Origin of the sequence: Paraburkholderia sp. 32, from assembly GCF_050435345.1 — a bacterium.
GTDB lineage: Bacteria > Pseudomonadota > Gammaproteobacteria > Burkholderiales > Burkholderiaceae > Paraburkholderia > Paraburkholderia tuberum.
Map to the genome: position 1 here is coordinate 490,595 of NZ_JBNDKD010000002.1, position 26,268 is coordinate 516,862.

Consider the following 26,268-nt stretch of genomic DNA (forward strand, 5'->3'; position numbering starts at 1 on the left):
TTGACCGGGTATCTGTGGAGGAGGCCCAAGATCAAACTATGTTTCAGTCAGGACTGGTGCATTGCAGAACATCTTTGTAAAAACGTTGCTCAAAATCGCTTCGGCCGAAGCGTTCGACAGATCATTGGGCATCGTCATGTTGAAGTAGAGGATGCCGTCGATCAATGCGATAACGGCGAGCGCGCGGTCGGCGAAAGGGCCCGGCAACTGTATGTTGAGGCGCTTGCATAACTGCTCAATGAAGTACGCGATCATGTCGCGCTTTTGCAGGCATAGGGCATTCACATGTTGCCGGAATTTCGCGTCACGCATGGCATGCAAACGTGCCTCAGCCCAGACGATGTAGTTGTTATCGTCGCGATAGCACTGCGCGTATAACAAGGTGAGCTGTTCTTGCAGGTTTTCGCTGGACGGTGCGGCGTCTCGCAGCTTCTGCAAGTTTTCTTGCATGTTCTGGTGATCGAGACGGAGCAGTTCGATGAATAGATCGCTCTTGCTGCTGAAGTTCGAGTAAAACGCGCCGCGGGTATAGCCGGCCTGGGCTGCGATATCCTCCACGCTAGTCGCAGCAAACCCTTTTTCGGCGATGCTCGACGCTGCTGCGTCGAGCAGGCGCCGCCGGGTTCGCCCGCGGCTTTCTGCTCGCGTCATTCGTTTGTGTGGCATGCGGCAAAGCGCTCGTCTGGCAAAGAACGATGGCCAGAATCCACGCTCCTGGCAAATCGTTGGGTTGCGTAGGGTTGCTATTTGATGGCGACCGCTTCGGATTCGCGAGGTTGCCATCCGCCACCGAGCGCCTTGAAGGCAGCAACGGCTGCGCGTGCCGATTCCGTTTGCGCCTGCACCCGCTCATCGGAGGCGCGCAGCAGGTTGTCGTCGGCCTGCAGGACTTCGATCAGGCTGACGACACCTTTTTGATAGGCGGCGAACGAGGCCGTTCGCGCACGTCCAAGCGAGTCCACTCCCTGGGTGAGCACCGCGGCCTGCTCCTCGCGCTTGACGAGTGCCGAGAAAGAATTCTCGACATCCTCGGTCGCGTGCAGTGCTGCCAGCCGATACGCGGCGAGCATCTCGGCCTCCTGGCCCCTGGCCTGCCCGATCTGCGCATTGATGCGGCCGAAATCAAACAGACGCCAGCGCAGCCCCAGCACGCCAGCGGCCTGACTGGCGCCGCTACTGAACAGGTTGCCGCTGGCCACCGAGGTGGCGCTGCCGATCAATCCACTGAGCGACACCTTTGGGTAATACTCGGCGATGGCCACGCCGATGCGCGCGTTCGATGCAGCAAGGCGACGCTCCGCCACGATCAGGTCGGGCCGGCGCCTGAGCAGCTCTCCCGGTGTTCCCGTGGCCGCGATCTGCGGGGCGGCCGGGATGTCGCCAGCTTCGGCCAGCTCGGCCCGATGCGTGCCGGGCTGTGAGCCCAGCATCACATCCAGCGCGTTCATGGCCGCGTCGAGACCCGTCTCGAGCACTGGCACGGATGCCCGAACCTGAGCCAGCGCACCTTCAGCCTGGCTCACCTGAAGGTCGGCCGCCAACCCTTTGCCATACAGGAGGTTGATGGTCGAGAGCAGATCCTGCTGCGTCTGCACCTGCCGCCGGGCAACCTTCAGACGGGCCTGCAATCCACGAATCGTGATGTAAATATCGGCAGTCTGCGCCGCCACTGCCAGGCGCGTGGCCACCGCACCGGCTTCCGAAGCCTGGTATTCGGCAAGTGCCGCTTCCCGCCCGCGGCGCAGGCCTCCGAACACGTCCAGTTCCCAGCTCGCGTTGAAATCGGCCTCGTAATCATTGCCGTAGCGATCGAAACCGGGCGTCGAATTCAGGACTCGCCCCAAGGGCGTTTCAACCGACTGGTAGACTCGCGCCGCCTGGCCGCTGACATTGCCGGACGGCAGCAGCGCGGCATTCGCCGCGCCAAGTCCCGCGCGCGCCTGCGAGACGCGAGCGGCGGCCTGCGCGAGGTCCAGGTTCTGTTCCAGCGCGAGCGTGACGAACCGTGTGAGTTGCGGATCACCGAAACCCGTCCACCAGTTGACAAGGTCGGCGCTGGCCGCGGCGTGCCGGTGATCCACCGCGGCTTGGCCCTGGAACTGCTCGGGCATGGCGACATTGGGCCGGACATAATCGGGGCCTACAGCGCAGCCTGCCGAAAGGCTGGCGACAATGACCGCGGCAAGGATGGGTTTGGGTAGCATGAGCGTCTTCGCAAGGTTCCAGGTGGCGGGCAGCCATCACGTGGCATGCGGAATGTGCCAAATCCGACGCGTGGAAGTTCAATTCCCTTTGTCTTCAAAGCTTCCATTGATGCTCCCCGAAGCTGATTCAAGTCCAGCATCTGCGCTGCCTTAGTCATGCTTGCTGTGAGCCGACTCGGCTGGCGGAATGGAAAGCGCCATAACGGCGGGTTGCAATCGCCTCAGCGTCGGACTGTGAAGCGGCCTGTACGAAGGCAACCGACCAGCGGCCGCAAATATCGCGATAACGTATCGAATAGATGAACATGGCAATCTCCTGTGCCCCCGCATGCCGGTACATAGTCGAATTGAACATGTCGTTCTCCCGCGGCTGAGCAGATGTGCTAGCCCTGCGTCGCGAGCGCGCAGCGGGAACGCGTCCGACATGAAATAACGGTACGCGCGGGGGGTTGGAAAATCCATTCTTCCAACGTATCGCGTTGATAGTGCTTGGCATCGAGAACTTATACCCGCGTATATCTCGTAAAATCGCCGGCAGGATACGGTTCGCCGAGTAACGATTCGTGTCTTGTCGCCTATTTCCACAACGGAGAACGCCAGCACCGTGGTCCCACGGACGCCAATTGGATGCGTCGTGGGGATCGCATCAGCGTCGTCGAGCTTGTTTGTGATGAGAATCCATACGGCCGTCACCACGAATGACGCGACCACCGCCCATTTATGATGTTTGGCCTAATCTCGCTTGCGAGCCATGCACCGAGCAGACCTGAACAAGCACGCCTCCGCCTGGCCGATGCCGAGCGGTCCCTGCAAAGCAGGGCCACAAGAGGCGCTACTGGGAGCAAACGCATCGCGACCGACAAAATCGAGTGGACTTGGCAAGCTTGATGAGTGTTCTCGCAGGCTTGCGAACCACAATCGCTTCACGACGCGAGCGAACGTCAAGTTCTCCGCGTCGGGTTGTGCGTCCGGCTCGGCCTGCCGGAACGCTTCCAATATCATCGCGTTTATAGCAAGGCGGTTACTCTCACGGCATTCTTATAGTCAACGAGTTTTATGAGAACCTTAGTCGACCCACGATAGAAGGCCGCGAGCTTGCGCCGGGTGAGAAGGATGAGAATGTTGTACTGGAATTTATGCCGAACCCTTCACACGATATGCTGGTAGCTTGCTTGTGGTCGCGCTGGTCCGCGCCTGGCGAACCGGATTTGCTGTCATTGGCGGCGGTTGAGGACGAACCGCCGCCCGAGGTAGCCGCGGCGGGTCACGAGGACCGGTGCATTGTTTCCATAAAGCCTGCGAACATTGATGCTTGGCTCAATCGGATGCGTCGGATTTGGCGATACTTGATGACAGGGACAGAGGCCGTACTATGAGCATCGTTTGGCGGCATAGCAATGCGTATTCGTTCATCACTTTTTTGTTTGATGACAGCGGTTTTTAGTAACATGGCGAGGTCAATTGAGTGACGCAATGAACCAGGATTCAGTACGCAGGCACCGCATGGATATTTTCTACTATTGGCAGAAGCTTGAGCAAAACCTCAAAAACGGTGAGGTCGGTTATTTCGGCTCCAACAACACGAAAATCCTGGAACTCTGAACCGCCCCGGGGCGGTTCACGTTCGTTTAGATGGCTCAAAAGTAATTTCTGCGTCACCGCTCGTCCAGATTTCATTCTCCAGCATGGTCACCGTTCGGAATCAAATCTTATCGATTTCGCCCCGCTCAGGAGGAACATATGCAGCCCCAAGCTATTGCCGCTGCGCGTATTGCTGCAACGGGCGCCACGTCCGCATTTGCCGATGACAACCACGACCGCCCGGAATCCCTCGTTTCGACCGCGTTACCGTCCGCGACCGGCGCCAGCCCACCGACTTCCAATGCGACGGCCCCAACCGCCCAGTCACCGCAGCAAGGGAATACCAGAGCGCTTTCGATGGTCTCTGCTGTCGCAACCACTCGCGTTGCTCCCGGCTCCCGCTACGTGTCTTGTCTCCCGCATCATTCAAGAGAAAATCGTGTTTAAGTTAAGGCAATGCTGATCAAGTCCACCACTCATGGCTGTCATGCGTTATAGCGTGGACATGCAACGGTAAAAGCAAAAACGATGAAGCAACTGACACTGGCGATGGCGGTCGATCAATGCTCGGGATTCGGAGCGCGGCGCAAACCTACGCGACGCGAGGCGTTTCTCGATGAAATGAACAGGCTCGTGCCGTGGGCGGAACTGTGCGTGATCGTCGAGCCGTATTACCCGAAACGCGGCAACGGTCGGCCGCCGATCTCGCTGGAGCGCATGTTGCGGATTCATTTTGTGCAGCATTGGTTCAACCTTGCCGACCTTGCGTGCGAAGAGGCGCTATACGACAGCCTCAGCCTGCGCCGTTTTGTGGGCATTGACCCGGGCAGTGAGACGGTTCCAGACGCGACGACGCTGCTCAAGTTCCGGCACCTGCTGGAAGAGCACAAGCTGGGCGAGCGGATCTTCGCCGAGGTGGGCCGGGTATTGCAGGCACGCGGAGCAAAGCTCAAGAGCGGCACGATTGTGAATGCCACGCTGATCGGCGCGCCTTCTTCGACAAAGAACAAGGAGAAAGCACGGGACCCCGAAATGCATCAGACGCGCAAGGGCCAGCAGTCGCATTTCGGCATGAAGTTGCACATCGGCGTGGATAGCCAGAGCGGACAGGCGCATAGCGCGGTCGTCACGGCAGCCAACGTGCACGACAAACACCCGCTGCCACAGCTTCTGCATGGGCAGGAGCAGCGAGTTTATGGCGACAGCGCGTATGCAAGCCAGAAAGCGCTGATCCATGGCAAGGCCCCGAATGCCCGCGACTTCACGAACAAACGCACGCGGCACAAAGGCCGCGTCGATGAGGTGGCGCGCCGCAAGAACCGCAACAAGTCGAAGATTCGCGCCCGCGTCGAACATGTGTTCGCCGTGGTCAAGCGGTTGTGGGGTTTCACAAAGGCGCGCTATCGCGGCCTGGCGAAGAACGCCAATCGCGCCTTCGTCTCGCTCGCGCTGGCGAATCTTTACCTGTCGCGAGACCGATTTACGCCACAGATGCGCCCGTAATGGGCGAAACGTGGGCGAAAAGCCGGTTCCGTCGCGGTAAGGCGATTTGGGCGAACGATAGCGATATGATGAGGATTGCTTACATCGCCAGCGAGTAGAATTGCCGGTCGGCCGATGGTTTGAGTTTGCCTGCGTCTTTCATCTGCCCCTTGGCGATCATATGCATGAGTTCAATGCCGCTCAACAAGATGCGGGCACAACGAAAATCCTTGAATCCCAACATGGGTCGGGTACGGCGCTTGATCGCCCGATGGTCTTGGTCGGGTAGCCGTACCGCATTGCTGCGGTACGGCCCCCTAAGAACCGTACGTGCGCCTTTAGGAGCATACGGCTCAAGCCTCTACAAAGGCATCTGTCAATACCCGGTGGTGCAACTGCTTTTTCAGGCGTATTGCGGAGTTCTACGGCAATTGGGATGGTGCACCTGGAGGTTGCTTGCTGCATCCGTCCCGCCGTCAGTTCGCTTCACAATGTGCATGACATCCCAGCGGATGTTCATTGTGAGGGGCTGCTGACAGTGGGGACATATGCCGTCTTGCCTTGACCAGACACGGTACATCTTGCGGCGACCTCGCGCGGAGTTCAGCATCTTCTGGCCCCATCGGGATTCGAAGTACCGCGCCCATTGCGGGTCGTGCGGATTGGCACCCGCCTTGATCTTGACATGCCGTTTTATTGGCGTGTCCGATGCCTTCAGCAAGGTGACCTCTCTCGTTGTGCCATCCTCTTCTTTTTCTGTGGCGGCAAAGACCCAGTCCCGGAGACCCTTGGCCTTGAAGTATTTGATTTTTATCCATCGGGCGCCTTTTTTAGGGTGCCGTCTTGCCGCCCATCGCCATAGCATTGACCAGACCTCGTGATCAACCCGATTGAAGGCTTTCTTGGCGACTACATGGCTGTGGTAATTCGCCCATCCTCGTAAGACAGGATTGAGCAGCCTTATCAGGTTCGCCTGTTTAGCCGTCCTGTTGGCCTTGATGATTTCACGGACTTTGTCAAGATGTGCTTTGACGTTCGCTTTCGACGGTTTCATCAAGAGCTTGCCGTTGTACTTGCGAATGTTCCATCCGAGGAAATCAAACCCGTCCTTGATATGCGTTATCCTGGTCTTTTCTGGCGATAAGACCAGCCCGCGTTCCGCCAGAAATTCAGCTACTGCCGGCCTGACCTCATGTTCCAGCCACTCTTTCGAATGGCCGGTGATAACGAAATCGTCCGCGTAACGCACCATGTTCACTTTCAGTCCTCTCTGCCGGGCTCGCGGGAATCTCTCCGCGAGCATCGCTTCGAGGCCATCAAGCGTCATGTTGGCTGCCACCGGTGAGATGATTCCCCCTTGCGGGGTGCCGGCGTCAGTGGGGAAGAGTTCGTTTTGATACACGTAGCCCGCTTTGAGCCACTTCTTTAGGATCACCTTGTCCGTAGGGATATTGGCGAGCATCCAGTCGTGGGAAATTTTGTCGAAACAGCCCTGGATGTCGGCCTCCAGCACCCACTCCGCACTCGCCTTTTTCGCCAGAGAGATGAAGCATTGTCCTCCCGCGTCAGCAGTTGAGCGTTCCGGCCGGAACCCGTAAGAGTTCAGATCGGCGGTGGTTTCCGCAACAGGTTCCAGCGCCAGCAGATGTAACGCCTGCATGGCGCGACATTTCATCACGGGGATGCCGAGCGGCCTCGTCTTGCCGTTTTTCTTCAGAATAAAAACCCTCCGAAGCGGAAGGGGCGAATAACCCCGCCTCTTCAACGACGCAATCGCGTTGGCCTTTGCCGCCGGTGTGTTCCACGTTACCTTGTCCACACCGGGGGTGTTCCTGCCTTTGTTTTCAGTCACCCGTTTCACGGCTAATGCACGGCCGCTAAACGAGTGGGTCAGCAGCCATTGCAGGGCTTTCACCCTGTTATGGCGACCGGCCTGCACAGCCTTCACCATACGCGACTGCAGCCTTCTTACCTGACGTTGAACATCGGCCCAATTGATGCCGTCCCACGCCACGCCAGAAGGTGCACGCGCCCGTGTTGCTGCACTCATTTGCTTTCCTTCCGTATAGATGGTTCTGCAAGCTCTCTGGTGAAGAGAGACCACGAGGAAGTCTGCCCGCTTTCGCGTCGGGTGATGTTGCAACCCGTATCCCGTCCATTACAGCCGGGCATTCGCTTTTTCCCCGATCCTGTGCCCGCACCGCCATGAGCAGACCTCGCAGCCTGCTGTCCCCGAAGGGAGCGATACGGGGTTCCCACGTTCCGCTTATGGAAGTACGTCGGGTTAGGTGCCGGCTCTGGGCCGGGAGGTATATGGATCACGAAAGCGTAATAGAAAGACGCTGTTCCCACCTCCGGTACCGTTTTGGTTCGAGCGCGATAGCCATTTCCGCTCGTTCAACATAACGACCCTATTGCAGATTCAAATGTTTTCACCATACCGACTATCTGGCACTCATCCGGCTTATGGCTGCCAGAAGGGTACGCCTCTCGCGATTGATACCCCACGCCTTGCAGCGTTTCGTTACGTTGTCAGAGCCGCTCTTGATTCAGGCTCCTAGATTCACCGGGTGACACCGGTGGTTCACTCCTTCTATACGGCGAGAAGGGTGAACAACTTCTGTAAGCGACTTCGTGTCGCACTTCCACGATATTGTTGAGATACTTGGCCTGGCGGATCTTGATGGGCGTTTCGCGCTCTGCGTTGATCGCGTGCAGTCCGGCCAGGTTGGCACCACTCTTGTCGATGGTTACGGTTTCGGGCGCGCCATTCTGATCGATGGCCTTCTCGAAGTACCGTCGGGCGGCTTCCTTGTCCCGCCTGGCTCGCAGCAGGAAGTCAACCGTGTTGCCCTTGTCGACGGCGCGGTAGAGATACTTCCATGTGCCCCGGACCTTCACATAGGTTTCGTCCATCCGCCAGCTCTTGCCGACCGGGCGCTTGCAGCGGCGGAACGCCTTTTTAAGCACCGGCAGAAGCTTGATGGCCCACCGGTGCACGGTCGAATGATCGACTGCGATCCCGGGTTCGGCCATCATCTCCTCGAGATTGCGCAAGCTCAGCGGGTAGGCCACATACCAACGCACGCACACCAACATTATCTCGAGCGGATAGTGCAACCGCTTCAGCACTTTGGCTACCGCCGTACTCAGCGCTTTCATTGTCGTTCACATCATTCTGTAAGGTCCCGCAGCATACCAGTCTCCGCTATTGCAACAGAACCGCGCTGCCCACATTCCAGCAGGCATCGTTCGCTGCGGCACAAAACGATGTGCGCGGTTCAGAGAGTCGCCGCGTCGTGCAGCACGCAGGCTAGGATCATCGCTTCCGCATTGATGGGTGTTGGGCGTGAGGTCGGCTTGTAGACGGCGTCGCCGGGATTGATCGCTTGCCCGCTCATCGCGCAGAAGCCTGGTATGCGCGCGCGCGCCATGCGCCAGATCTGGTCGCCGAAACAGCCGCGCGTCGCATCGCGCCAGGCAATCGTGGCCGTCGACGGCGTCGGCCGGTCCATCAGCGTCACCGCGGCGGTAGAGCATCCGTCGGCACAGTGCGCCTTCTGACGGCGCTGATCGGCCCCTTCCACAGCGGCCAACAGGCGCGATGGCGTCCCCAGCAGACAGATGGTCTGCCCCCACGGATCCATCACGTTTGCGTTTGCGAGCATGTCGAAACTCCTTGAAAGCGATCGGTTTAGCATTGCTTCTGGACTTTGGGACGCGGCGAAGCGCAGCGCGCGCGTTCTCTTCTGCGACGGGCGTGCTGGCGACTTATCCATCATTCACAGTCCTCGTCTCGTCAGGCGGTAACAGCGGCTGGCCGCGGCCTTTGTGATGCCAAGCATGCATCGGCCAGGCGCAAAGGTTGTTCTGCATCGTCTGCTGCGCGCCATTGCGCGCGCCAGGCCGGGCCGTGCGGGCCGCGCCTGGCCACGGGCATAGAGATATGGTCTGAAGCACTCTTGCGATGCGAACGACATATTTCTCTCCATATGTTGCAAGCCAGTCCGGTTTTTATGCTCAACCACTCGTGCGACACTTCCAGACGTCGATTCCAGCATACGGATCCCCGCGAGCGGCTGCAAAGCTGCGTTTGGACATTGACCTCATACCTTGGGCTACGCCGTGTCATACTTCTCAGCGTCTCATTGCTCGGATCGGCCGCGACGCGTCCCCCTCCGGCAAGCGGAATGTCTGAGCCTTCGGGCGCTCTTCAAGGAGCTTGTTATGGCTACCGATAGGCATGCGCCGCCGTCCACGAGCGGAATCCCCGGCTCCACAGTTTTCATTGTGGACGACGAAGAGTCCATGCGTCTGGCGTTGCGTGACTTGCTGGAATCAGTGGGGTATTGCGTCGAGACGTTCGGTTCCGTCCGGGAATTCCTCGATTCTCGCAAACCCGGTTGTCCTAGCTGTCTCATCCTCGATGTCAGGCTGAAAGGCGAAAGCGGGCTGGCCTTCCAGCAGGTAATGGCACGCGAGGGATTGCATATGCCGGTGCTTTTTATGACCGGTCACGGGGACATGGAAATGTCGGTGCGTGCAATGAAAGCCGGCGCGTTCCATTTTTTCCCGAAGCCTTTCCGCGACCAGGACTTGCTCGACGCGATCTCCGAGGCGATATCGAAAGATGCGCAGCGCCTCGAAAAGGAACTTGGCCTAAATGTTCTACGCGCCGCCTATGAGTCGCTCACGCCGCGCGAGCGCGACATCCTGGCGCTGGTCGTCAGCGGATTGCTGAACAAGCAGATTGCCGTCCAGCTAAACGTGAGCGAAATCACCGTGAAGATCCATCGTGGCCAGTTGATGAAGAAGATGGGGGCACATTCGCTCGCGGACCTCGTGTTCAAGGCCGCCGCACTCGACATCGGACCCCAGCAGAGACGTCCGCGCCCCTGAGCGCTATCCGGGGACCGTGACAGAAGAGGTCGACACAGCTCCAGCCTTGCGCGTCGCCATTCAGATCCGGATATTTGCAAGCTCCCGCTTCAGAGCTACCGCGTCCACCGGTTTGTCGAGGAGCGCGACAGCCGGGCTCGCCTGCACCCGCAAACGCAACCCGTCGCTGGGGAACGCGCTCACGAAGATTGTCGGCGGTGCCGCGCCCAGCGCGACAAGACGGTCGAGCAACTCCAGGCCTGACATCCCGGGCATGCGGATGTCGGAAATCAGAACTCCATTCTCGGTGCGCAGATGAGAGGTGCGCGCCGCCAGGTAGTCGGCCGCCAGCGAAAAAACCTGCGTCGAATAGCCAATCGACTGCACAAGGCTTTCGATTGCGAGGCGCGACGATTCGTCGTCGTCGATGATCCACACCGTCCCAATGACGGGAGTCGGCAGCTGTTGGCTGGATGGACTTCGCGAGGGCATGAGTTGTCTGCCTAAGCTTACCCTGTCCAAACTAGACCATCGAGCATCGACCTGTCCATTATACCGGCGTATGTTCCGCTATCCCTTCCGGAATGAGTAGCCCGAAGCTCGGCACGACATTGCGGCTTGGCGTGCGCGCCATCCTCAAAACGCCGCCTCTGTTCGTTCGAGGTTGTAGCCGCCCTATGCCGGGCGGGCCGCGTTGTTCTCAATCCCAAAACGCCACCGTTGCTGATCAACAAGCAGTCGTGTCGTGGAAATGCCATCGGGCCGCATGACGCCACCTTGCGTCGGTAGCGACCGGGAAAGAAACCTGCACCTGCGGCACCTCTCCTCCAGCCCTACGGTAGCGCGAGAGATACCGGCGTATAGCTGCGGCAAACAACGGTTGGCAGAAGTCGAAACATTCGGAGAATGGATTCGATACCAATTTTCGTCCTATCTTGGCAACCATAGGCGGTGCGGCTTAACGAGTGACTACTTCGAAGTTATGACAGGTCCCACGTCCCGTCTGTCGGAAGCAATGCGTCGCACGCTGTTCACGCGTCGACAGCAATTCGCAAATTGCTTTCGAACGCGCATTCTCGTCTCAGCATGCCCGTGCGAAGGTTGAACCTGAACAACATTGTCGAACAGGACCATCGTGCCATCAAGCGCATCATCAAACCGATGATGGGCTTCAAGAATTTCCGGTGCGCCAGCATCATTCTGTCAGGCATCGAAGTGATGAACATGATCAGAAAAGGGCAGATGAAGGACGACGGAGTCGCGCAAACCGTCGCCGCCCAGTTCTATTCGCCGATGGCGTAAGGAATCCTTACCATGGTCAGATTTTTCGCCTCGTCGGCCTTATCGCGACACAACCCTTTCATGCTCCGACGTCGCCTTGCTACCTCTACAGTCGTCTGTGCACTGCCACTTGCGCTAGCCGCCTGCGGCGCAAAAGCACCGTCCGATCCGCGCACCGAAGCGCCCCTGGTGCGCACCGCCATCGCTCAGGCGGCGATCCCCGCTTCCCGTTCGTTTACCGGAACCGTCGCCGCGCGCGTGCAGAGCGACCTGGGATTTCGCGTCTCCGGCAAGGTGCTCGAGCGGCTGGTGGATGCCGGGCAAACCGTCAAGCGTGGTCAGCCGCTAATGCGCCTGGATCCGATCGATCTGAGGCTTGCCGCGCAGGCCCGGCAGGACGCGGTCACCGCCGCGCGGGCACGGGCGCAGCAGACCGCGCAGGATGAAGAGCGCTACCGCGACCTGCGCGGCACCGGCGCGATATCGGCATCGGCTTATGACCAGGTCAAGGCGGCGGCCGATGCCGCCAAAGCGCAGCTCAGTGCGGCCGAGGCTGACGCCGACGTTGCGCGCAACGCGACGGGCTATGCCGGGCTGGTGGCGGACGGCGATGGCGTCGTGATGGAAACGCTGGCCGAACCGGGCCAGGTCGTCAGCGCCGGACAGCCCGTGGTGCGCCTGGCCCACGCCGGGCGCCGCGAGGCTGTCATCCAGCTACCCGAAACCCTGCGCCCCGCCATCGGTTCGGTCGCCCAGGCCACGCTGTTCGGCAACGGCGGTGTGAGCGTGCCGGCGACGCTGCGCCAGCTTTCGGATACGGCGGATCCGCGTACCCGGACCTTTGAAGCGCGGTATGTGCTGCAGGGAGAGCTGGCCGACGCCCCACTGGGCGCCACGGTGACGGTCCAGATTCCGGACGCGCGTTCCGCGGTGCAAGGCGGTTTGCAGGTGCCGATCGGCGCGCTGTTTGACGCGGGCAAGGGACCGGGGGTGTGGGTCATCAACGGCGCGCCGGCCAAGGTTGCCTGGCGGCCGGTTACTGTCGAACATCTGGACGACGATAGTGCTCGTGTCGCCGGTGAGATCAGGCAAGGCGACCGGATCGTCGCGCTCGGCGCGCAGCTGCTGCGCGAAGGCGAGCAGGTCCGGGTGACAAGTCAAGCCGTCGCCATGACGGCCGAGGGAGCCCGTCCGTGAGCGAAGGCCGTTTCAACCTGTCGGCGCTCGCCGTGCGCGAGCGCTCCATCACCCTGTTCCTGATCTGCCTGATTTCACTGGCCGGGCTCGTTTCGTTCTTCAAGCTGGGCCGGGCGGAAGACCCGGCGTTCACGGTCAAGGTGATGACCATCATCACCGCGTGGCCCGGGGCGACCGAGCAGGAAATGCACGATCAGGTCGCCGAGAAGATCGAAAAGCGCATGCAGGAGCTGCGCTGGTACGACCGGACCGAGACCTACACACGGCCAGGCCTCGCCTTCACGACCTTGACCCTGCTCGACAGCACCCCGCCGTCGGAAGTACAGGAACAGTTCTACCAGGCCCGGAAAAAAATCGGCGACGAAGCAGCCAACCTGCCGTCCGGCGTGATCGGGCCGATGGTCAACGACGAATACTCGGATGTCACCTTCGCGCTGTTTGCGCTCAAGGCCAGGGGCGAACCGCAGCGCCTGCTGGTGCGCGACGCGGAGACGCAGCGCCAGCGGTTGTTACATGTACCGGGCGTGAAGAAGGTCAACATCATCGGCGAGCAGGCCGAGCGCATCTACGTCCAGTTCTCCCATGAGCGCCTGGCAACGCTCGGTGTGAGCCCGCAGGACGTGTTCGCCGCGCTCAATGGGCAGAACGCCCTGACGCCCGCCGGCTCCGTGGAGACCAAAGGTCCGGAGGTGTTCATTCGCCTGGACGGTGCCTTTGACAACCTGCAGAAGATCCGCGACACGCCGGTCGTCGCGCAGGGCCGCACGCTGAAGCTGTCGGACATTGCCACCGTTACGCGTGGTTATGAAGATCCGGCAACGTTCATGATCCGCAACAACGGCGAACCGGCACTGCTGCTGGGTATCGTCATGCGCGACGGCTGGAACGGGCTTGATCTCGGCAAGGCGCTGGACAGCGAGGTCGGCGCAATCAACGCCGGGCTGCCGCTGGGCATGAACCTGACCAAAGTCACCGATCAGGCCGTCAACATTCATTCGGCGGTCGACGAGTTCATGGTGAAGTTTTTCGTCGCTCTGCTGGTGGTCATGCTCGTGAGCTTCGTGAGCATGGGCTGGCGCGCGGGCCTGGTGGTTGCGGCGGCCGTGCCGTTGACGCTGGCGGTCGTGTTCGTCGTGATGGCCGCGACCGGCAAGAACTTCGATCGCATCACGCTCGGATCGCTGATCCTCGCGCTCGGCCTGCTCGTGGACGACGCGATCATCGCGATCGAGATGATGGTGGTAAAGATGGAGGAAGGCTACGGCCGCATCGCCGCCTCCGCCTACGCGTGGAGTCATACGGCCGCGCCGATGCTGGCGGGCACGCTGGTGACCGCCGTCGGCTTCATGCCCAATGGTTTCGCGCGCTCCACGGCCGGCGAATACACCAGCAACATGTTCTGGATCGTGGGGATCGCGCTGATCGCATCGTGGGTCGTCGCCGTGGTCTTCACGCCCTACCTGGGTGTGAAGATGCTGCCCGACTTCAAAAAGGTCGAAGGCGGCCACGACGCGATCTACGACACGCCGCGCTACAACCGCTTCCGTCAGCTGCTCACGCGCGTGATCGCGCGCAAATGGCTGGTCGCCGGTTCGGTCGTGGGGCTCTTCGTCCTGGCCATCCTCGGCATGGGCGTGGTCAAAAAACAGTTTTTCCCGATCTCCGACCGTCCCGAAGTGCTGGTCGAGGTGCAGATGCCCTATGGCACGTCCATCTCGCAAACCAGCGCCGCCACGGCGAAGGTGGAAGCCTGGCTGGCCAAACAGAAGGAAGCCAGGATCGTCACCGCCTACATCGGGCAGGGTGCGCCGCGCTTTTACCTGGCCATGGGGCCGGAATTGCCCGATCCCTCGTTTGCCAAGATCGTGGTGCGCACGGACAGTCAGGATGAGCGCGATGCATTGAAGCAGCGACTGCGTCAGGCAGTCGCGGGCGGTCTCGCTTCGCAAGCGCGTGTGCGGGTCACGCAACTCGTGTTCGGTCCGTATTCACCGTACCCGGTCGCCTACCGTATCTCTGGCCCGGACCCGGACAAGCTACGCGGTATTGCGGGAGAAGTTGAGCAGGGGATGGAGGCCAGTCCGATGATGCGTACGGTCAACGCCGACTGGGGCACGCGCACGCCCACGCTGCATTTCACGTTGCAGCAGGACCGATTGCAGGCGGTGGGGCTGACCTCCAGCGCCGTGGCGCAGCAGCTGCAATTCCTGCTCAGCGGCGTACCGGTCACCGCCGTGCGCGAAGATATTCGAACCGTGCAGGTCATCGCGCGTTCGGCCGGCGATGTTCGTCTCGACCCGGCCCGGATCGGCGATTTCACGCTGGCTGGCGCGAACGGGCAACGCATTCCGCTGTCGCAGGTGGGCAAGGTCGACGTGCGCATGGAGGAGCCGGTCATGCGCTGGCGGGACCGCGTGCCGACGATCACGGTACGGGGCGACATTGCCGACAACCTTCAGCCGCCGGACGTATCGACGGCGATCACGAAGCAGCTTCAGCCCATCATCGCCCGGCTGCCGACCGGCTACCATATCGAAGAGGCGGGCTCCATCGAGGAATCGGCTAAAGCGACGACCGCCATGTTGCCGCTCTTCCCGATCATGCTGGCGGTTACGCTCATCATCATCATCTTCCAGGTGCGTTCGATCTCCGCAATGGTGATGGTGTTCCTGACCAGCCCGCTGGGCCTGATCGGGGTGGTGCCGACGTTGATCCTGTTCAGGCAGCCGTTCGGCATCAATGCGCTGGTCGGTCTCATCGCGCTATCGGGCATCCTGATGCGCAACACGCTGATCCTGATCGGACAGATTCACCAGAACGGGCAGGCGGGGCTGGATCCGTTCCATGCGGTCGTCGAAGCCACCGTGCAGCGTGCCAGACCGGTAATCCTGACGGCCATGGCGGCGATCCTCGCGTTCATCCCGCTGACCCATTCGGTGTTCTGGGGAACCCTCGCGTACACGCTGATCGGCGGTACGTTCGCCGGGACGATCCTGACCCTGGTCTTCCTGCCGGCCATGTATTCGATCTGGTTCAGGATCCGGCCAGGTACCGCGGGTGATATGCGTAAAGGCCGGCATGAGCAGGTGCAGCCTTCCGAGCAAACGCTGCAGGACGCGCTCGACGCGGGCAGTTAAAAAAACACCATCAATTCACGTAAGGCTACGCTGAACAAGCCGCGAAATCGGCGACGCATCAGCAATTTGAAGGTCGTGAAGTCGTGAGGCCGAGCTTGCGCCGTTGCTTTCCGGCCCTCGCTGGGGCGCTGTCACATTCCCGAAGTGCTCGCATAAGGCCTGATGATGAAATCGAAATCCCTCTTCTTCTATGAGGTATTGAAAGTCAAGCCCTGCTGAATGGAAAAATTCTGTTATGTGAAGGAAATCTCCTGGGACTGCCGGTTGTCTACTGGCCGGCCTGCGGGGTCGCCTGCTACGACCAGACGCAGGTCGGCCAGTAGACAACCGGAGAGCACAGAGGCTGGGCTGATGGCATATACCCTTTTGCAAGTTGACATGTCGATGTCATGTCATTCAGGTCAGAGTGTCTTGGGGGACCCGGCCAGTGCCGGGTCGATCTTCTATCCGTGCCGGCCAACCAGGCCGGTCACCTCATGCCGCATGCGCAAAGCGCTGGATCACTCTGTTACCGACGCGCCCCATCTAATCCAAACGGCTACCCGCATGGGTAGCCCGAGCGATTTACGGGCGCGTTGACCGTTGAACACCGCCTGCCATCCTGTGCCGTTCAGGCGTTCGCCATGTTGACATCACGTGGCTTGAGTATCGCACCGTCGGGAATTTCACCGTGTTCCAGATAGCGCCACAGGGCAATCGCCAGACGGCGTGCGAGCGCCACGATACCGATGCGCCGCAGTCGCTTGCCGGTGCCGGCAAACCGCTGGTTGAACCAGCGGCTAAGCTGGCTGTTGGGCTGGAAGCGTAACCAGCTCCATGCGAGCTCGACCATCAACCACCGGCATCGCTTGTTGCCCGCCTTGCTGATACCCAGTTCGACCTGACTGGTGCCGCTGGCATATGGCGTGGGCGTCAGGCCCAGGCAGCCGGCCACTTCCCGACGGTTGTGAAACTGCCGCCAGCCAAACAGTTCCCTCATCAGGGTCCAGGCGCTGCCTGTGCCGATGCCCGCAAGCTGTGCCAGCAACGCCATGCCGGGGTGCGAGCCGCTGCGCACCTGCTGGTCCTGCAGTGCTTCCAGCAGGCTTATCTGTTTGCGCACAAGCGCAAGCCGCTCACATTCGCGTTCAATCTCGGCGCGCAGGCCGGGCGGCAGTTGCTCGCACTGCTGGGCCCACCAGTGAGTCCAGATCCGGCCACCGACATACCTGACCCGAAGGTTGTGCAGCACGAGCAAGGAGCGGATCCGGTTGGTGTGTGCGGTACGCTCCTGCCGCAGGCGCTCCAGTTCCCGGTGCAGGCGCCGGTCGTCTTCCTGCTCAGGCGTGGGGATGCGCGCGACGGCCCATAGCCGGTGCTCGCCCGCGTAATAACGCATAAGCATCGAGAGGAGCTTGTCGCTGTCAAGGCGGTCCGTCTTCGCGCGACGGGAGCGCCGGTTCACCTCGATACTGGCCGAATCCACCACGAGATTGGCAATACCCTGCTGAGCCAGCCAGCGGTGCAGCCAGAAGCCGTCGCGGCCAGCCTCATAACAGCTGTAGACGGGTGCGTCGGCGCTGAGGTGGCAACGCACCCTGGCGTTCGCGATGGCGGTGAGGACCGCCGAGGTATCACCTGCGGCGACCGTACACCGGCTCGGCGCGCGGTGGCCATCACCCAGTGAGAGCTTCCAGCTCTTATCGCCCAGTTCAAAAGCCATGTACAGCCGGCCAACTACCGTCGTATTCTGCCCTCGAAGGGCTGAGTCAGGCGCATCCATTTTGCGTGCTCCTTTGGAGAAAACGAATATGAATCCCGTTTTTACTCCAGCGGGCCTACTTGCGCAGCCCTCCCATAGCATCTAATCACGGTCACCGCTTTCCGGCTGCAGTCATCAGTTGCGCGGTGCGTTGGCATTTCCGCTTTCAACTGAGCCTGCGCGACATGGTTCTGTTGCAGTAAGGGGCCAGGTTAAAATTGAGCAGCAAATTTTTTGAGCTGTTCGATGAAGAAGACGAAGACATCGCGATCTGCGCTTGCCCCGTGCCTGGCGAAGGTCCTGAAGCGGCTTCACTACCCGCTTGAAGTGATTTTGCTGTGCGTACGATGGTACGTGGCCTATTCGTTAAGTTTGCGCAATCTTGAGGAGATGATGGACGAGCGAGGTATCGCGGTTGATCATTCGACGGTGTACCGCTGGGTAATGAAGCTATTGCCGCTATTCGAAAAGACGTTCCGCAAGCACAAGCGTCCGGTAGGGAAAAGCTGGCGAATGGACGAGAGCTATATCAAGATCAAGGGCGAGTGGAAATATCTTTATCGGGCAGTGGACAAGGCGGGCGACACGGTCGACTTCCTGCTCAGGGCGAGGCGGGACAAGGTTGCCGCTTGGCGATTCTTTGAAAAAGCGATCGCCCGCAATGGTGCGCCAGAAACCGTGACCATCGACAAAAGCGGCTCCAATCTGGCCGCGTTGAATGCGGTGAATGCCGATCGCGAGACGCCGATCAAGGTGCGCGAGATCAAGTACCTGAACAACATCGTCGAACAGGACCATCGGGCTATCAAACGCCGGACCCGGCCGATGCTGGGGTTCAAGGATTTTCACTGTGCGAGGATCATTCTCGGCGGCATCGAGGTAATGCATATGATCAGCAAAGGACAGATGAAATGTACAGGCAAAGCCCCGTTGTCTGCTTCCCAGATGTTTTGCTCCCTTGCCTCATAAGCAATACTGACCATATCGACATTTGTCGCCTCGTCACGCTTACTGCAACAGAGCCCCGGATTGCCGTCGAATACGCCGGCCAGCACTGTCCACGAATCCGCAGGGGTGGCTCGCACGCGCACCCCGAGTGACGACAGCGGATAGGCGGGGACGCCCGCCGGCATGTCGGTGGACGGCAGCACCGGCCAGCCGAACGTCGCGTTCATGAACGTGGCTCCATACTGGCTCGTCATGAATTCCTGGTCGAGACTCTGCTGCCCGACTTTCACATCCACTACGCCCACGAGGAGGGACTGCTGGGACCAGAGTTCCCATAGTCTCGCAGTGGTATTGGCCTCGATGCCGTTCGGGGTTTGGGCAGCGCGCCGCGTTGTCCGTCAGCCGGGAGCTGGTCTCGCTATATCTCACAGATAGGCCGCGAGATCCTCGAGCGGCAGCGGCGACAAGGGCGGGGCGCAAAGGTCGTCGATCAGCTGGCGCCCGATCTCCGCGCGGCGTTTCCGGACATGCGCGGGTTTTCGCCGCGAAACCTGAAGTACATGCGTACGCTGGCCGAAGCCTGGCCTGGCGAGGAATTCGTGCAATACCCCGTCACACAATTGCCCTGGTCTCGTGTGGTCACGTTGGTGGATCAGCTTAAAGGCATCAAAAGCGCGCGAGTGGTGCGCCGCCAAATCTTTCGAATACGCTGGTCCCGGAACGTGCTCGTGATGCAGATCGAAAGTCGCCGGCAGGAACGCCGCGCCTGCCTCAAGAGCTGAAACACAACACAGCAGATCGTTGGTCCGGCCCTCCGGGACTGGCTGCCCGGCTATTGAGTCGAACCGAGGCAACGGTTGATTCCTGGTACCAGAACAAAGGCCTGGCCCCGTTCGGACGCTACCGATTCATAGCGTTGCTCCATGCACAAAAATTGCACCGATCCGGCACATGCACGACACGTCCTACCGTTTCACGCAAGATACGATTTGACATAAAAGAAATGATCGAAGATTAGTTCGTATTCCTTTGTGTTTTGCGCGATGCTCGGCTGCCGAGCTACCAGCGTGTCAGGCCTGTAGCGCCTCCGCATGGGAGCCACCGCCCAGTAATGCCCTCTTCGAATGTGTCGATCATGAATTGCGTGTCGCCTTCCCGGTTTCGCAAGACGGGCGGCGCCAGTTAGGCGCTGCACACAGTCTCTGTCAAAATAGTGGCATCCGGTCGCCAGTTCCTGCGCAACCCATTGCGGCTTCGTCAGGCAGCATGTTGCCGCCAATGTGCGATCAACAGTGTGGAAGACGGCAACCGCAATCCAACATCCTGGCGATCGCAGGAAGGACCGTTACGGCAGGCACGACATGGCACACGAGCGTTGCGAACAATGCGGCAACCAGACGCCGCCCTGGGACACCATCCACTGTGGCTCCGGCGATGGCAGCTATGAGGTGCTCTGCACGTCGTGCTTCAATGCCAGGATTGCCGAGTCCACTGGATTCACCGATTTCGAGAACGTCCGGCTTGACCCCATCCGGATGATCGACTGCGAGGGGGAGGCCCACCAGTTCCATTTCCAGCTCCGCCTCCTCGGGGACCGGATTGCTCTGGATGGATTTGAGCTTCGCGAAGAACGTCCCGCCGGCTACCGGTTCCAGCTGATCGGCGAGGCCGACGGCGATGCGTTTGTGCTGCTCGGGCGTCTCGTCGAAAGGATTCGTCGCGCGCTGTCGGTCAGGCACATCGATTTTCATGAGCGCCGGATCATTGACAGCACGGTGCGCGGGCGTATCGAATGGGACGAGTCGCAGCAGGGACACCTGCCACTCGTGGTGGTCGACGGCAAGGAGGTCTCGTGGAACGAACTTGGCCGAATGCTCATGAGCATGGAAGGATGGCAGTTCCGGCTCGATATCGCTGACCCGAGCGAGGAGCTTTGAGTCGCGGTGCCGACTCGGTGGGGCGGGCGGCCATCCCTGGCCCTGAGGCGGTTTGCAAACCGGGTCGCCCGAACGTTACACCTCTATCGGAGGAGAATCATGGTCGCAGTCAGGCACGACGATCTTTCCATGGCCTTTGACTTCGGCAGCTACGCGGCGCCAATGGAGCATAGCGCGTATGTCTCGCTCGATACGGGCAAGATCTGGTGGACTTCCGATTCCAGTGACGTGCTCGACGAGGAGACTCCTGACGACCTTGAAACTTCCAATCGCTACCTCGCGATACCGCACAGGAACGAGCTCGATCTCGGAAGACGTCTCGCCTTGCGCTTTGTCGCGCAGGCGTTGCCTGCGCGTTACGACTGCGTCGAAGGATTTTTCCGGCGGCAAGGGGCTTATGCGCGTTTCAAGGATTTGCTCGAGCATGAAGGTGTTCTGGAGCGCTGGTATTCGTTTGAAGCCGATGCTGTCGAAAACGCGTTGAGGCAATGGTGTGCCGAAAACGGGCTTGAGCTTGTTCAGACGTGAAGGGCGCTGTCAGCATTTCGCAATACCAGGCGCGCTGCCCCCTTTGGTCAAAAGCGAAAGTTCTGGTGACGCGAGCCCCGGGTTGCGCGATCGGCTACAGGCCATGCGAAAAGCCGCGACTCCACATCGTCAGGAGCGAGAGCACATGAGGTGTGGTATCGCGTGAAGAGGGCCTTTATTCCAACGGCTGAGCAGCAGGCCTGCGTCCTGAAGGATAGGACCGGTCCAGTTTCGAGTCGATAGGCATGACGCGAGCGGGCTTGCGGGCCACGGCGTTTCTGGCTCGCGGTCCGTCTCCCCAGTCAGGTCAAGGAAATTGAAGACGGCGGTAAACGAACTCATTCCATCAACCTGCTTACCGATACGGGGTTGCCGGCCGTCCTCGCGCGGGTTGAAACAGGGCATAACTTCAACCATGGACATCGTTTGCTCATGTTCGGAGATGTAATACGTTGAGAGCAGAGATTCATCGTCAAATAGCCAGAGGACGTGGAGGTCCTCTTTGCGCTGGACGTCAGCGTGATAGAGGGCAAGCACGCTCAACGCAATTGCCTCATCAGCAAGCATCAGGCATTCGATGGATCGGCCATTTGGGCAGATGTGAAGTTCGACGTGAATGTCGGGGCAACCGGTGTCAAGACTATCGCGTTGCCAACCCAGAAGTGGGACGACTACGATTTTATGCCCACGCAATTCGGTATGGTTAGTGAAGATGGAATCCGGCCGAACAATATAGCAGGTTTTAGGAGTGCCTTGCTTCGCACGCTCGCGGAGCTGATCGAGAGAGGTAGTCTGAAACTCGGTTAATCGTTATAAGCCGTCAGATATTCACTATTGCACGACATTTTGGGTTCTCAATGGGTAGGAGAAAGGTCGCAGATTTTATTTAAATCTGCAAAGCTTGTTGCATTTGCGACTCATAAAACATGGTGGATTACTGGTCGACTGTCTCCGGGAATCGAGTGACCATGGTATGGGCAGCTATTTGGTGCGCATGCAAGTAGGAGGAAGCGGAGGACGATGCCCTCCGCAGTTAAAGTAGTACGTCGTGAACTATTAGCCTGTCGTTTCAACGAGCCAGAAATTAATCGCCTCAATCACCACCGTTTCTGTTCTCACGTCGACATCCGTATCCGGGCCATAGTCCGTCTCGTGCCGATGTCCGTCGGCGACCATCGCAGCGGCCGAAAACCACTCCTCAGTCTCCTCGTCATAAGGATAGTGAGCGAAGGCGGCGCTGTCCTCAAAGATCCAAAGCACATTGAGCCGCCCGGCATGCAGCGGTTGCGCTTCGTTCAGCGCGTCTGCATGGACGGCCACCTGACCATTGGCAAGTAGCGCACAGGCTACGGGCGGCCCACCGGGACGTGTGCGAATCTGTGGCGTGACCGACGTTGCAGAATGGTCGATGGCCTCGGATGCGAGTCCGGGGAGCACGATTACCACGCATCGCTCGTGAGTGCCGACTGGCTCTCGGAGGACATGGGAAACGGGACCTACGTAAGCAGTTGGGCTCCCCTGACCGATCGCGTGCTGCCGAGTCGACTCAAGGAATGCTGCGTTGATGCTCACTGGGAAAGTGTCACCGTCAGGAGTGTGCAATTCGATTTTCTGCATGACTTGTCCTAGGTATTTTGCGAAAGGTGAGCGTCAAGAGTGGCCTGACCGAACGTATAGCGACCGCATGTCAGCGTGCTCGCACGTGATGACGGCTCGTCACCTTGAGAATCGACCTTCCGCAAAATCGCGTGAGCTTCGCTTTGCCTGCAATACGTTGTTCAGCTGACCATGCTGGTCATTCTGTCGCGGATATAGTGAACCGCTTTCACGCCGTCGAGCTCGAGGTACCTGAGGTGCGTCGATTCGCCTGTGCTGCGAAGATGGTTGTGCAGCAGTTCGTAAACGTCGTCGTCGTTTGACACTTGACTTTGCGGCAAGGAAAGCAACCACGTAGCACAATACTCGTCGAATTTTTTCGTGCGAATGGAGTTGACGAGGTCTTCGTGAAACGACCCACATCCCCAGCTCTCCCACGACAAGGCGAGCGCGGTCATATATGCTGAGTTGTGTTTCTCCAGCTCATTAACGAACCGGTCGGCGTCAACGTGGAACCAAAAAATCGACGCCGGCGCATATGCTCGCTCAATGGCGTCAGTGAAATGGCTTGGCAACACCCGCGACGGATGGAGGTGGAGCGGGATGGCCTCTTTTGCGAGTTGCGCCTCCGGAATGGGCTCTACGAAAGGTCGGGTTGTCGATGCAGTGCCCAACGCCGGCCCGAAGGATTGCTCCAGTGCGGCGTCGGAAGAATGGGATTTATGGTTGTTCATAGCGGTATAAAAATCATCGAAGTTTGAGCCGTAAGTCCATAGACTTCGTCGCCGATGTGAATCTCACGGATTGAATGAACGGCAATTTAATACATTGGATTCGCGGGAGTCAACGTATAAATTGTCCTGCTTGTAATTTATCTTGAGTGGGTTTTCGCATGCTGTTGATTCAGTTTTGTTTTTCGTTGTCGATATAAAACTTAATGTCAAAATGAAAAAAAGATTTGGTGGTATATTGGTTCGAGATTCTCGTTGAAAGGCGCGGAAATAATCTGGGGTGCGATTAGACGGGACGCCCGAACTGTTGGGCGGCGCGGTAGCCGAGACAGTTCAGTGAGTTTTGCTCCTATTCGGTCGGAAGCGGCTGACACGAAACGGCGTCGCGCGCGGCCGCCGACGGGAGTGTCGCCAGACGGGGAAATCTGGTTGCAGTCGAAGGTGGGCCGAAGAAGGGTCGAGCGCTCTATTAGGGCGATACCAGGTACTAGGTATTTCCACAGGGATGGAAAGATCTCGGGTGGCCGTCCGAACGCTTAAGGGGGAGATATCGTCAAGTCTGGTGTATGGCCGGTTGATAGCCAGCGACGTCAGGCGGCGAGTTTCTGCTGAGCCGGTCGATCGTCTTGCACCGGTTCGCCGTCCTTGAAGGCAATGCCCTCCAGCAACAGCTTGATCTGTTCGGGGCCGTTGATGCGGCGCCAGGTCTTCTCGGCCTCCTCGATCAGCTTGAATGCCAGTCCCAGGAAGGTCGGTCGCGACACACAGTTGCGCGTACGTGTAGTGCGGTGGCGCACCGTCGCGAACGTCGACTCGATTGCATTCGTCGTACGCAGATGCTGCCAGTGTTCCGCCGGGAAATCGTAAAAAGCCAGCAGACTTTCCCGGTCCTTCTTCAACGTTTCCGTTGCCTTCGGATATTTCGCCGCGTAGACCGTCACGAAACGATCAAATGCGGCATACGCGTCGGCGCGCGTGGCGGCCATCCAGATAGCCTGCAGATCCGCTTTAGCTTTGCCTTGCTGCGACTTCGGCAGTGCGTTCAGGACGTTGCCCATCTTGTGGAACCAGCAGCGCTGACCTCGGGTAGCAGGAAACACCTCCTCCAGTGCGGCCCAGAAGCCCATCGCGCCATCGCCCACGGCCAGCAGCGGACCAGCCTGCAGGCCTCTCGATTTCAGGTCGAGCAGCAACTCCTGCCATGACGCCTTCGACTCGCGATACCCGTCACCGATCGCCACACGCTCCTTGCGTCCATCCGGCCTCACGCCGATGATCACCAGCAGGCATTGACCGTCCGAGTTCTCGCTGCGCAGCCCGGTGTGAATGCCGTCGACCCACCAATAAACATAGCGCGACTTCGACAGATCACGCCGGCCCCAGCTGGCATGTTCGTCCGCCCACTGCGCCTTCAGGCGGCTCACCACATTAGCCGACAGCCCCTTGGCGTCCTCACCCAACAGCACGCTCAGAGCCTCGCTCATATCGCCTGTCGAAATGCCCTTCAGATAAAGCCACGGCAGCGCGGCACTCACGCGGGGCGACTTCCTCACATACGGCGGTACTATCGATGAATTGAACTTCACCCCTGAACCTGACCGATCGCGAACCTTCGGAACCTTCACTGCAATCGGGCCGGCCGCCGTCAACACCTCGCGCTCAGGCAAATAGCCATTGCGCACCACGGCGCGCTGCCCATGCATGGTCTTGACGTTCTCGAACCGCTCCAGCAGCGCTGCGAGCTCCGCTTCGATCGCCTGCTGGATCACCTGCCGCGCTCCGTGCCGCACCAACTCGTCCAGTCCCAGACCGACTTCCGATAGACCGACAACCGCTTTTTCCGTAAACTTGTTCATGGTGGATGGTTTGTTGTTTGCTGGTTTCCGACTTCGACAATCAGATTCTCAGCTGAAACCTCCACCGCCTTCAACTTCCCGCCTCAACTCCCCGTACACCACTTTCGAGCTTATCTCCTTAAGGGGAGATGGAGATGATGACGGTGCGAGAATTGATTGCCCTCCTGCAACGGGCTGACCCGGATAGGGTGGTTCTGTTTCTTGACGATTACGCCGACCTGTCGGAGGCCGATGAGGTTCTCGACGTCATCATTCGTGCGGAAGCGTGGACCCACGAGCGTGGAAGTCAGGGTGGCACTCAATACAGCGTGCGTTATCCCTATGCATTTGAGCCACGCGACGAGAGTTATACCGACGTCACTCACGATCCGGAGCGTGTTGTGTTGATCACGAATGGACCGACTAACTATCGGCGTATGAATCTGCCTGAACGACGGGATACCTGAGCCGTTCGAGGTAGGTCTATGCGCGAGCAGAAATCTGGGCGTGGGGAAGGTTGGCAGACGCTGCTCGGCGTCCGTGAGCGCCGCACCCAAGACTTCCCCGTAGTAACTGTCGGCCTTCCAGGTCGTCGACCGCAAAGCGTAGTTAGGCAGACGGCGGTTTTACCGGAGTGTCCGTACGCAAAGCGGTTTCGCCAAATGTCTCACGGACCACGGCTTCAAGGCGTGTGATCACTTCGGCTGGCAGATGGTGAGAGTATTGCCGGCGATTCATCGCAGAAAGCGCTCCGCCGATGGAATTCACCATTCGAATGAGAATCGACAGGTCAGGCTGGAGCAAGTCGAACTCAGCGTCGAGTTGCCTGAAGGCACGGTCATGGCCGCCGAGCCAGCTCAGCCCGTCGGGCAGCTCCGTACGAACAGCCTCCACGTGGGCTTTGCCAGTCTGAAGAACGTGCGAATCACTAATGTAAATGTTGTCGATGCGGACCCGCGCTTCCCGATGATCATCGCAGGTCTGGTCGATCATCCGGTGCAGAACGTCAAGATCAACAACGTCAGCGTTCAGTATCGAGGCGGCATGAAGATGCTCGACGCGGTCGAAAATCGCCAACTGAGTATCAATCACACGTTCACTGCCTATCAGGCCGCACAAACGACGGAGGAGGGGGGCGGTATCGAGTGCCGCTCCCCCTTGGCTTTAGCGTTGCACGTCGACTGTAGCCTGC

At 59.5% G+C, this 26,268-nt stretch carries 23 protein-coding genes and 4 pseudogenes; 13 read left to right on the forward strand and 14 right to left on the reverse strand.

The annotated features are described in order from the left end of the window. Positions 1-36 precede the first annotated feature (36 nt). The 3 genes from OKW26_RS17620 to OKW26_RS17630 form a co-directional block, all read right to left on the reverse strand. A complete protein-coding gene (locus OKW26_RS17620) occupies positions 37-666 on the reverse strand; it encodes a TetR/AcrR family transcriptional regulator (RefSeq protein WP_429354547.1) in 630 nt (209 codons plus the stop codon). Between the two features lie 77 nt (positions 667-743). Beyond that, positions 744-2,204 (reverse strand): efflux transporter outer membrane subunit, encoded by a 1,461-nt coding sequence (locus OKW26_RS17625; RefSeq protein ID WP_429354548.1) that lies wholly within the window; start codon positions 2,202-2,204, stop codon positions 744-746. A gap of 154 nt (positions 2,205-2,358) precedes the next feature. Then, a complete protein-coding gene (locus OKW26_RS17630; protein ID WP_429354549.1) occupies positions 2,359-2,559 on the reverse strand; it encodes a hypothetical protein in 201 nt (66 codons plus the stop codon). Between the two features lie 422 nt (positions 2,560-2,981). On the opposite strand from OKW26_RS17630, the pseudogene OKW26_RS17635 reads away from it, so the two are divergent. The 3 genes and pseudogenes from OKW26_RS17635 to OKW26_RS17645 form a co-directional block, all read left to right on the forward strand. Further along, positions 2,982-3,599 (forward strand): annotated as a pseudogene (locus OKW26_RS17635) (SOS response-associated peptidase family protein); the annotation flags it as partial. Positions 3,600-3,677: 78 nt separating this feature from the next. After that, positions 3,678-3,806, forward strand: coding sequence for a hypothetical protein (locus OKW26_RS17640; protein ID WP_429354550.1), 129 nt, complete (start codon positions 3,678-3,680; stop codon positions 3,804-3,806). A 507-nt stretch (positions 3,807-4,313) separates the two neighbouring features. Beyond that, positions 4,314-5,288 (forward strand): IS5 family transposase, encoded by a 975-nt coding sequence (locus OKW26_RS17645; RefSeq protein ID WP_429354551.1) that lies wholly within the window; start codon positions 4,314-4,316, stop codon positions 5,286-5,288. Positions 5,289-5,367: 79 nt separating this feature from the next. Here OKW26_RS17645 and OKW26_RS17650 read toward each other — a convergent pair. The 4 genes and pseudogenes from OKW26_RS17650 to OKW26_RS17665 form a co-directional block, all read right to left on the reverse strand. Next, positions 5,368-5,577, reverse strand: a pseudogene (locus tag OKW26_RS17650) (DDE-type integrase/transposase/recombinase); the annotation flags it as partial. A gap of 93 nt (positions 5,578-5,670) precedes the next feature. After that, positions 5,671-7,317 (reverse strand): group II intron reverse transcriptase/maturase, encoded by a 1,647-nt coding sequence (gene ltrA / locus OKW26_RS17655; protein ID WP_429353536.1) that lies wholly within the window; start codon positions 7,315-7,317, stop codon positions 5,671-5,673. Between the two features lie 542 nt (positions 7,318-7,859). Beyond that, positions 7,860-8,429 (reverse strand): annotated as a pseudogene (locus tag OKW26_RS17660) (IS6 family transposase); the annotation flags it as partial. Positions 8,430-8,548: 119 nt separating this feature from the next. Continuing rightward, the gene (locus OKW26_RS17665) at positions 8,549-9,049 is read right to left on the reverse strand and encodes a DUF3331 domain-containing protein (protein WP_429354552.1); all 501 of its coding nucleotides are present in this window, start codon (positions 9,047-9,049) and stop codon (positions 8,549-8,551) included. A gap of 445 nt (positions 9,050-9,494) precedes the next feature. Between OKW26_RS17665 and OKW26_RS17670 the strand changes: the two genes are divergently transcribed. After that, positions 9,495-10,166: a response regulator transcription factor gene (locus OKW26_RS17670; RefSeq protein ID WP_429354553.1), complete on the forward strand. Its 672-nt coding sequence runs from the start codon at positions 9,495-9,497 to the stop codon at positions 10,164-10,166. A gap of 60 nt (positions 10,167-10,226) precedes the next feature. On the opposite strand, the gene OKW26_RS17675 is transcribed toward OKW26_RS17670, so the two are convergent. After that, complete coding sequence (locus OKW26_RS17675) at positions 10,227-10,583, reverse strand: response regulator transcription factor (protein WP_429354554.1); 357 nt, start codon at positions 10,581-10,583, stop codon at positions 10,227-10,229. Between the two features lie 609 nt (positions 10,584-11,192). On the opposite strand from OKW26_RS17675, the gene OKW26_RS17680 reads away from it, so the two are divergent. From OKW26_RS17680 to OKW26_RS17690, 3 genes are read left to right on the forward strand one after another with little or no spacing between them, the layout of a single operon-like run. Continuing rightward, entirely contained in the window at positions 11,193-11,447 is a 255-nt protein-coding gene (locus tag OKW26_RS17680; RefSeq protein ID WP_429355248.1) for a DDE-type integrase/transposase/recombinase, read from the forward strand. 60 nt (positions 11,448-11,507) lie between these two features. After that, positions 11,508-12,623 carry an efflux RND transporter periplasmic adaptor subunit gene (locus OKW26_RS17685; RefSeq protein WP_429355249.1) on the forward strand — a complete coding sequence of 372 codons (1,116 nt, stop codon included), beginning with the start codon at positions 11,508-11,510 and terminating at the stop codon, positions 12,621-12,623. Continuing rightward, on the forward strand, positions 12,620-15,760 hold the full coding sequence (locus tag OKW26_RS17690; protein WP_429354555.1) for an efflux RND transporter permease subunit: 3,141 nt from the start codon (positions 12,620-12,622) through the stop codon (positions 15,758-15,760). Before OKW26_RS17685 ends, OKW26_RS17690 begins: the two co-directional genes overlap by 4 nt. A 610-nt stretch (positions 15,761-16,370) precedes the next feature. On the opposite strand, the gene OKW26_RS17695 is transcribed toward OKW26_RS17690, so the two are convergent. Continuing rightward, on the reverse strand, positions 16,371-17,522 hold the full coding sequence (locus tag OKW26_RS17695) for an IS110 family transposase (protein ID WP_429354556.1): 1,152 nt from the start codon (positions 17,520-17,522) through the stop codon (positions 16,371-16,373). A gap of 225 nt (positions 17,523-17,747) precedes the next feature. Here OKW26_RS17695 and OKW26_RS17700 point away from each other — a divergent pair, with 225 nt between their 5' ends. Then, on the forward strand, positions 17,748-18,470 hold the full coding sequence (locus OKW26_RS17700) for an IS6 family transposase (protein WP_429354557.1): 723 nt from the start codon (positions 17,748-17,750) through the stop codon (positions 18,468-18,470). 56 nt (positions 18,471-18,526) lie between these two features. On the opposite strand, the pseudogene OKW26_RS17705 reads toward OKW26_RS17700, so the two are convergent. Then, positions 18,527-18,826, reverse strand: a pseudogene (locus tag OKW26_RS17705) (carbohydrate porin); the annotation flags it as partial. Here OKW26_RS17705 and OKW26_RS17710 point away from each other — a divergent pair. The 4 genes from OKW26_RS17710 to OKW26_RS17725 all read left to right on the forward strand — a co-directional run bounded on the left by OKW26_RS17710 (position 18,824) and on the right by OKW26_RS17725 (position 21,721). After that, positions 18,824-19,231, forward strand: coding sequence for a DUF1016 N-terminal domain-containing protein (locus OKW26_RS17710; protein WP_429354558.1), 408 nt, complete (start codon positions 18,824-18,826; stop codon positions 19,229-19,231). The pseudogene OKW26_RS17705 and the gene OKW26_RS17710 sit on opposite strands and share 3 nt — an antisense overlap. A 579-nt stretch (positions 19,232-19,810) precedes the next feature. Further along, positions 19,811-20,386, forward strand: a complete 576-nt coding sequence (locus OKW26_RS17715; RefSeq protein WP_429354559.1) for a DUF7713 domain-containing protein — start codon at positions 19,811-19,813, stop codon at positions 20,384-20,386. 99 nt (positions 20,387-20,485) lie between these two features. Beyond that, complete coding sequence (locus OKW26_RS17720; protein ID WP_429354560.1) at positions 20,486-20,914, forward strand: hypothetical protein; 429 nt, start codon at positions 20,486-20,488, stop codon at positions 20,912-20,914. A 489-nt stretch (positions 20,915-21,403) separates the two neighbouring features. After that, the gene (locus tag OKW26_RS17725) at positions 21,404-21,721 is read left to right on the forward strand and encodes a hypothetical protein (RefSeq protein WP_429354561.1); all 318 of its coding nucleotides are present in this window, start codon (positions 21,404-21,406) and stop codon (positions 21,719-21,721) included. Between the two features lie 249 nt (positions 21,722-21,970). Here OKW26_RS17725 and OKW26_RS17730 read toward each other — a convergent pair whose 3' ends face one another. From OKW26_RS17730 to OKW26_RS17740, 3 genes are all read right to left on the reverse strand, one after another. Further along, positions 21,971-22,360, reverse strand: a complete 390-nt coding sequence (locus tag OKW26_RS17730) for a hypothetical protein (RefSeq protein WP_429354562.1) — start codon at positions 22,358-22,360, stop codon at positions 21,971-21,973. Positions 22,361-22,692: 332 nt separating this feature from the next. Then, a complete protein-coding gene (locus tag OKW26_RS17735) occupies positions 22,693-23,244 on the reverse strand; it encodes a hypothetical protein (protein ID WP_429354563.1) in 552 nt (183 codons plus the stop codon). A gap of 587 nt (positions 23,245-23,831) precedes the next feature. Beyond that, positions 23,832-25,097, reverse strand: a complete 1,266-nt coding sequence (locus tag OKW26_RS17740) for an IS256 family transposase (RefSeq protein WP_429354564.1) — start codon at positions 25,095-25,097, stop codon at positions 23,832-23,834. A gap of 134 nt (positions 25,098-25,231) precedes the next feature. Here OKW26_RS17740 and OKW26_RS17745 point away from each other — a divergent pair, with 134 nt between their 5' ends. Next, positions 25,232-25,543, forward strand: coding sequence for a hypothetical protein (locus OKW26_RS17745; RefSeq protein ID WP_429354565.1), 312 nt, complete (start codon positions 25,232-25,234; stop codon positions 25,541-25,543). Positions 25,544-25,685: 142 nt separating this feature from the next. Here OKW26_RS17745 and OKW26_RS17750 read toward each other — a convergent pair whose 3' ends face one another. Then, positions 25,686-26,168, reverse strand: a complete 483-nt coding sequence (locus OKW26_RS17750; RefSeq protein WP_429354566.1) for a hypothetical protein — start codon at positions 26,166-26,168, stop codon at positions 25,686-25,688. Positions 26,169-26,268 lie beyond the last annotated feature (100 nt).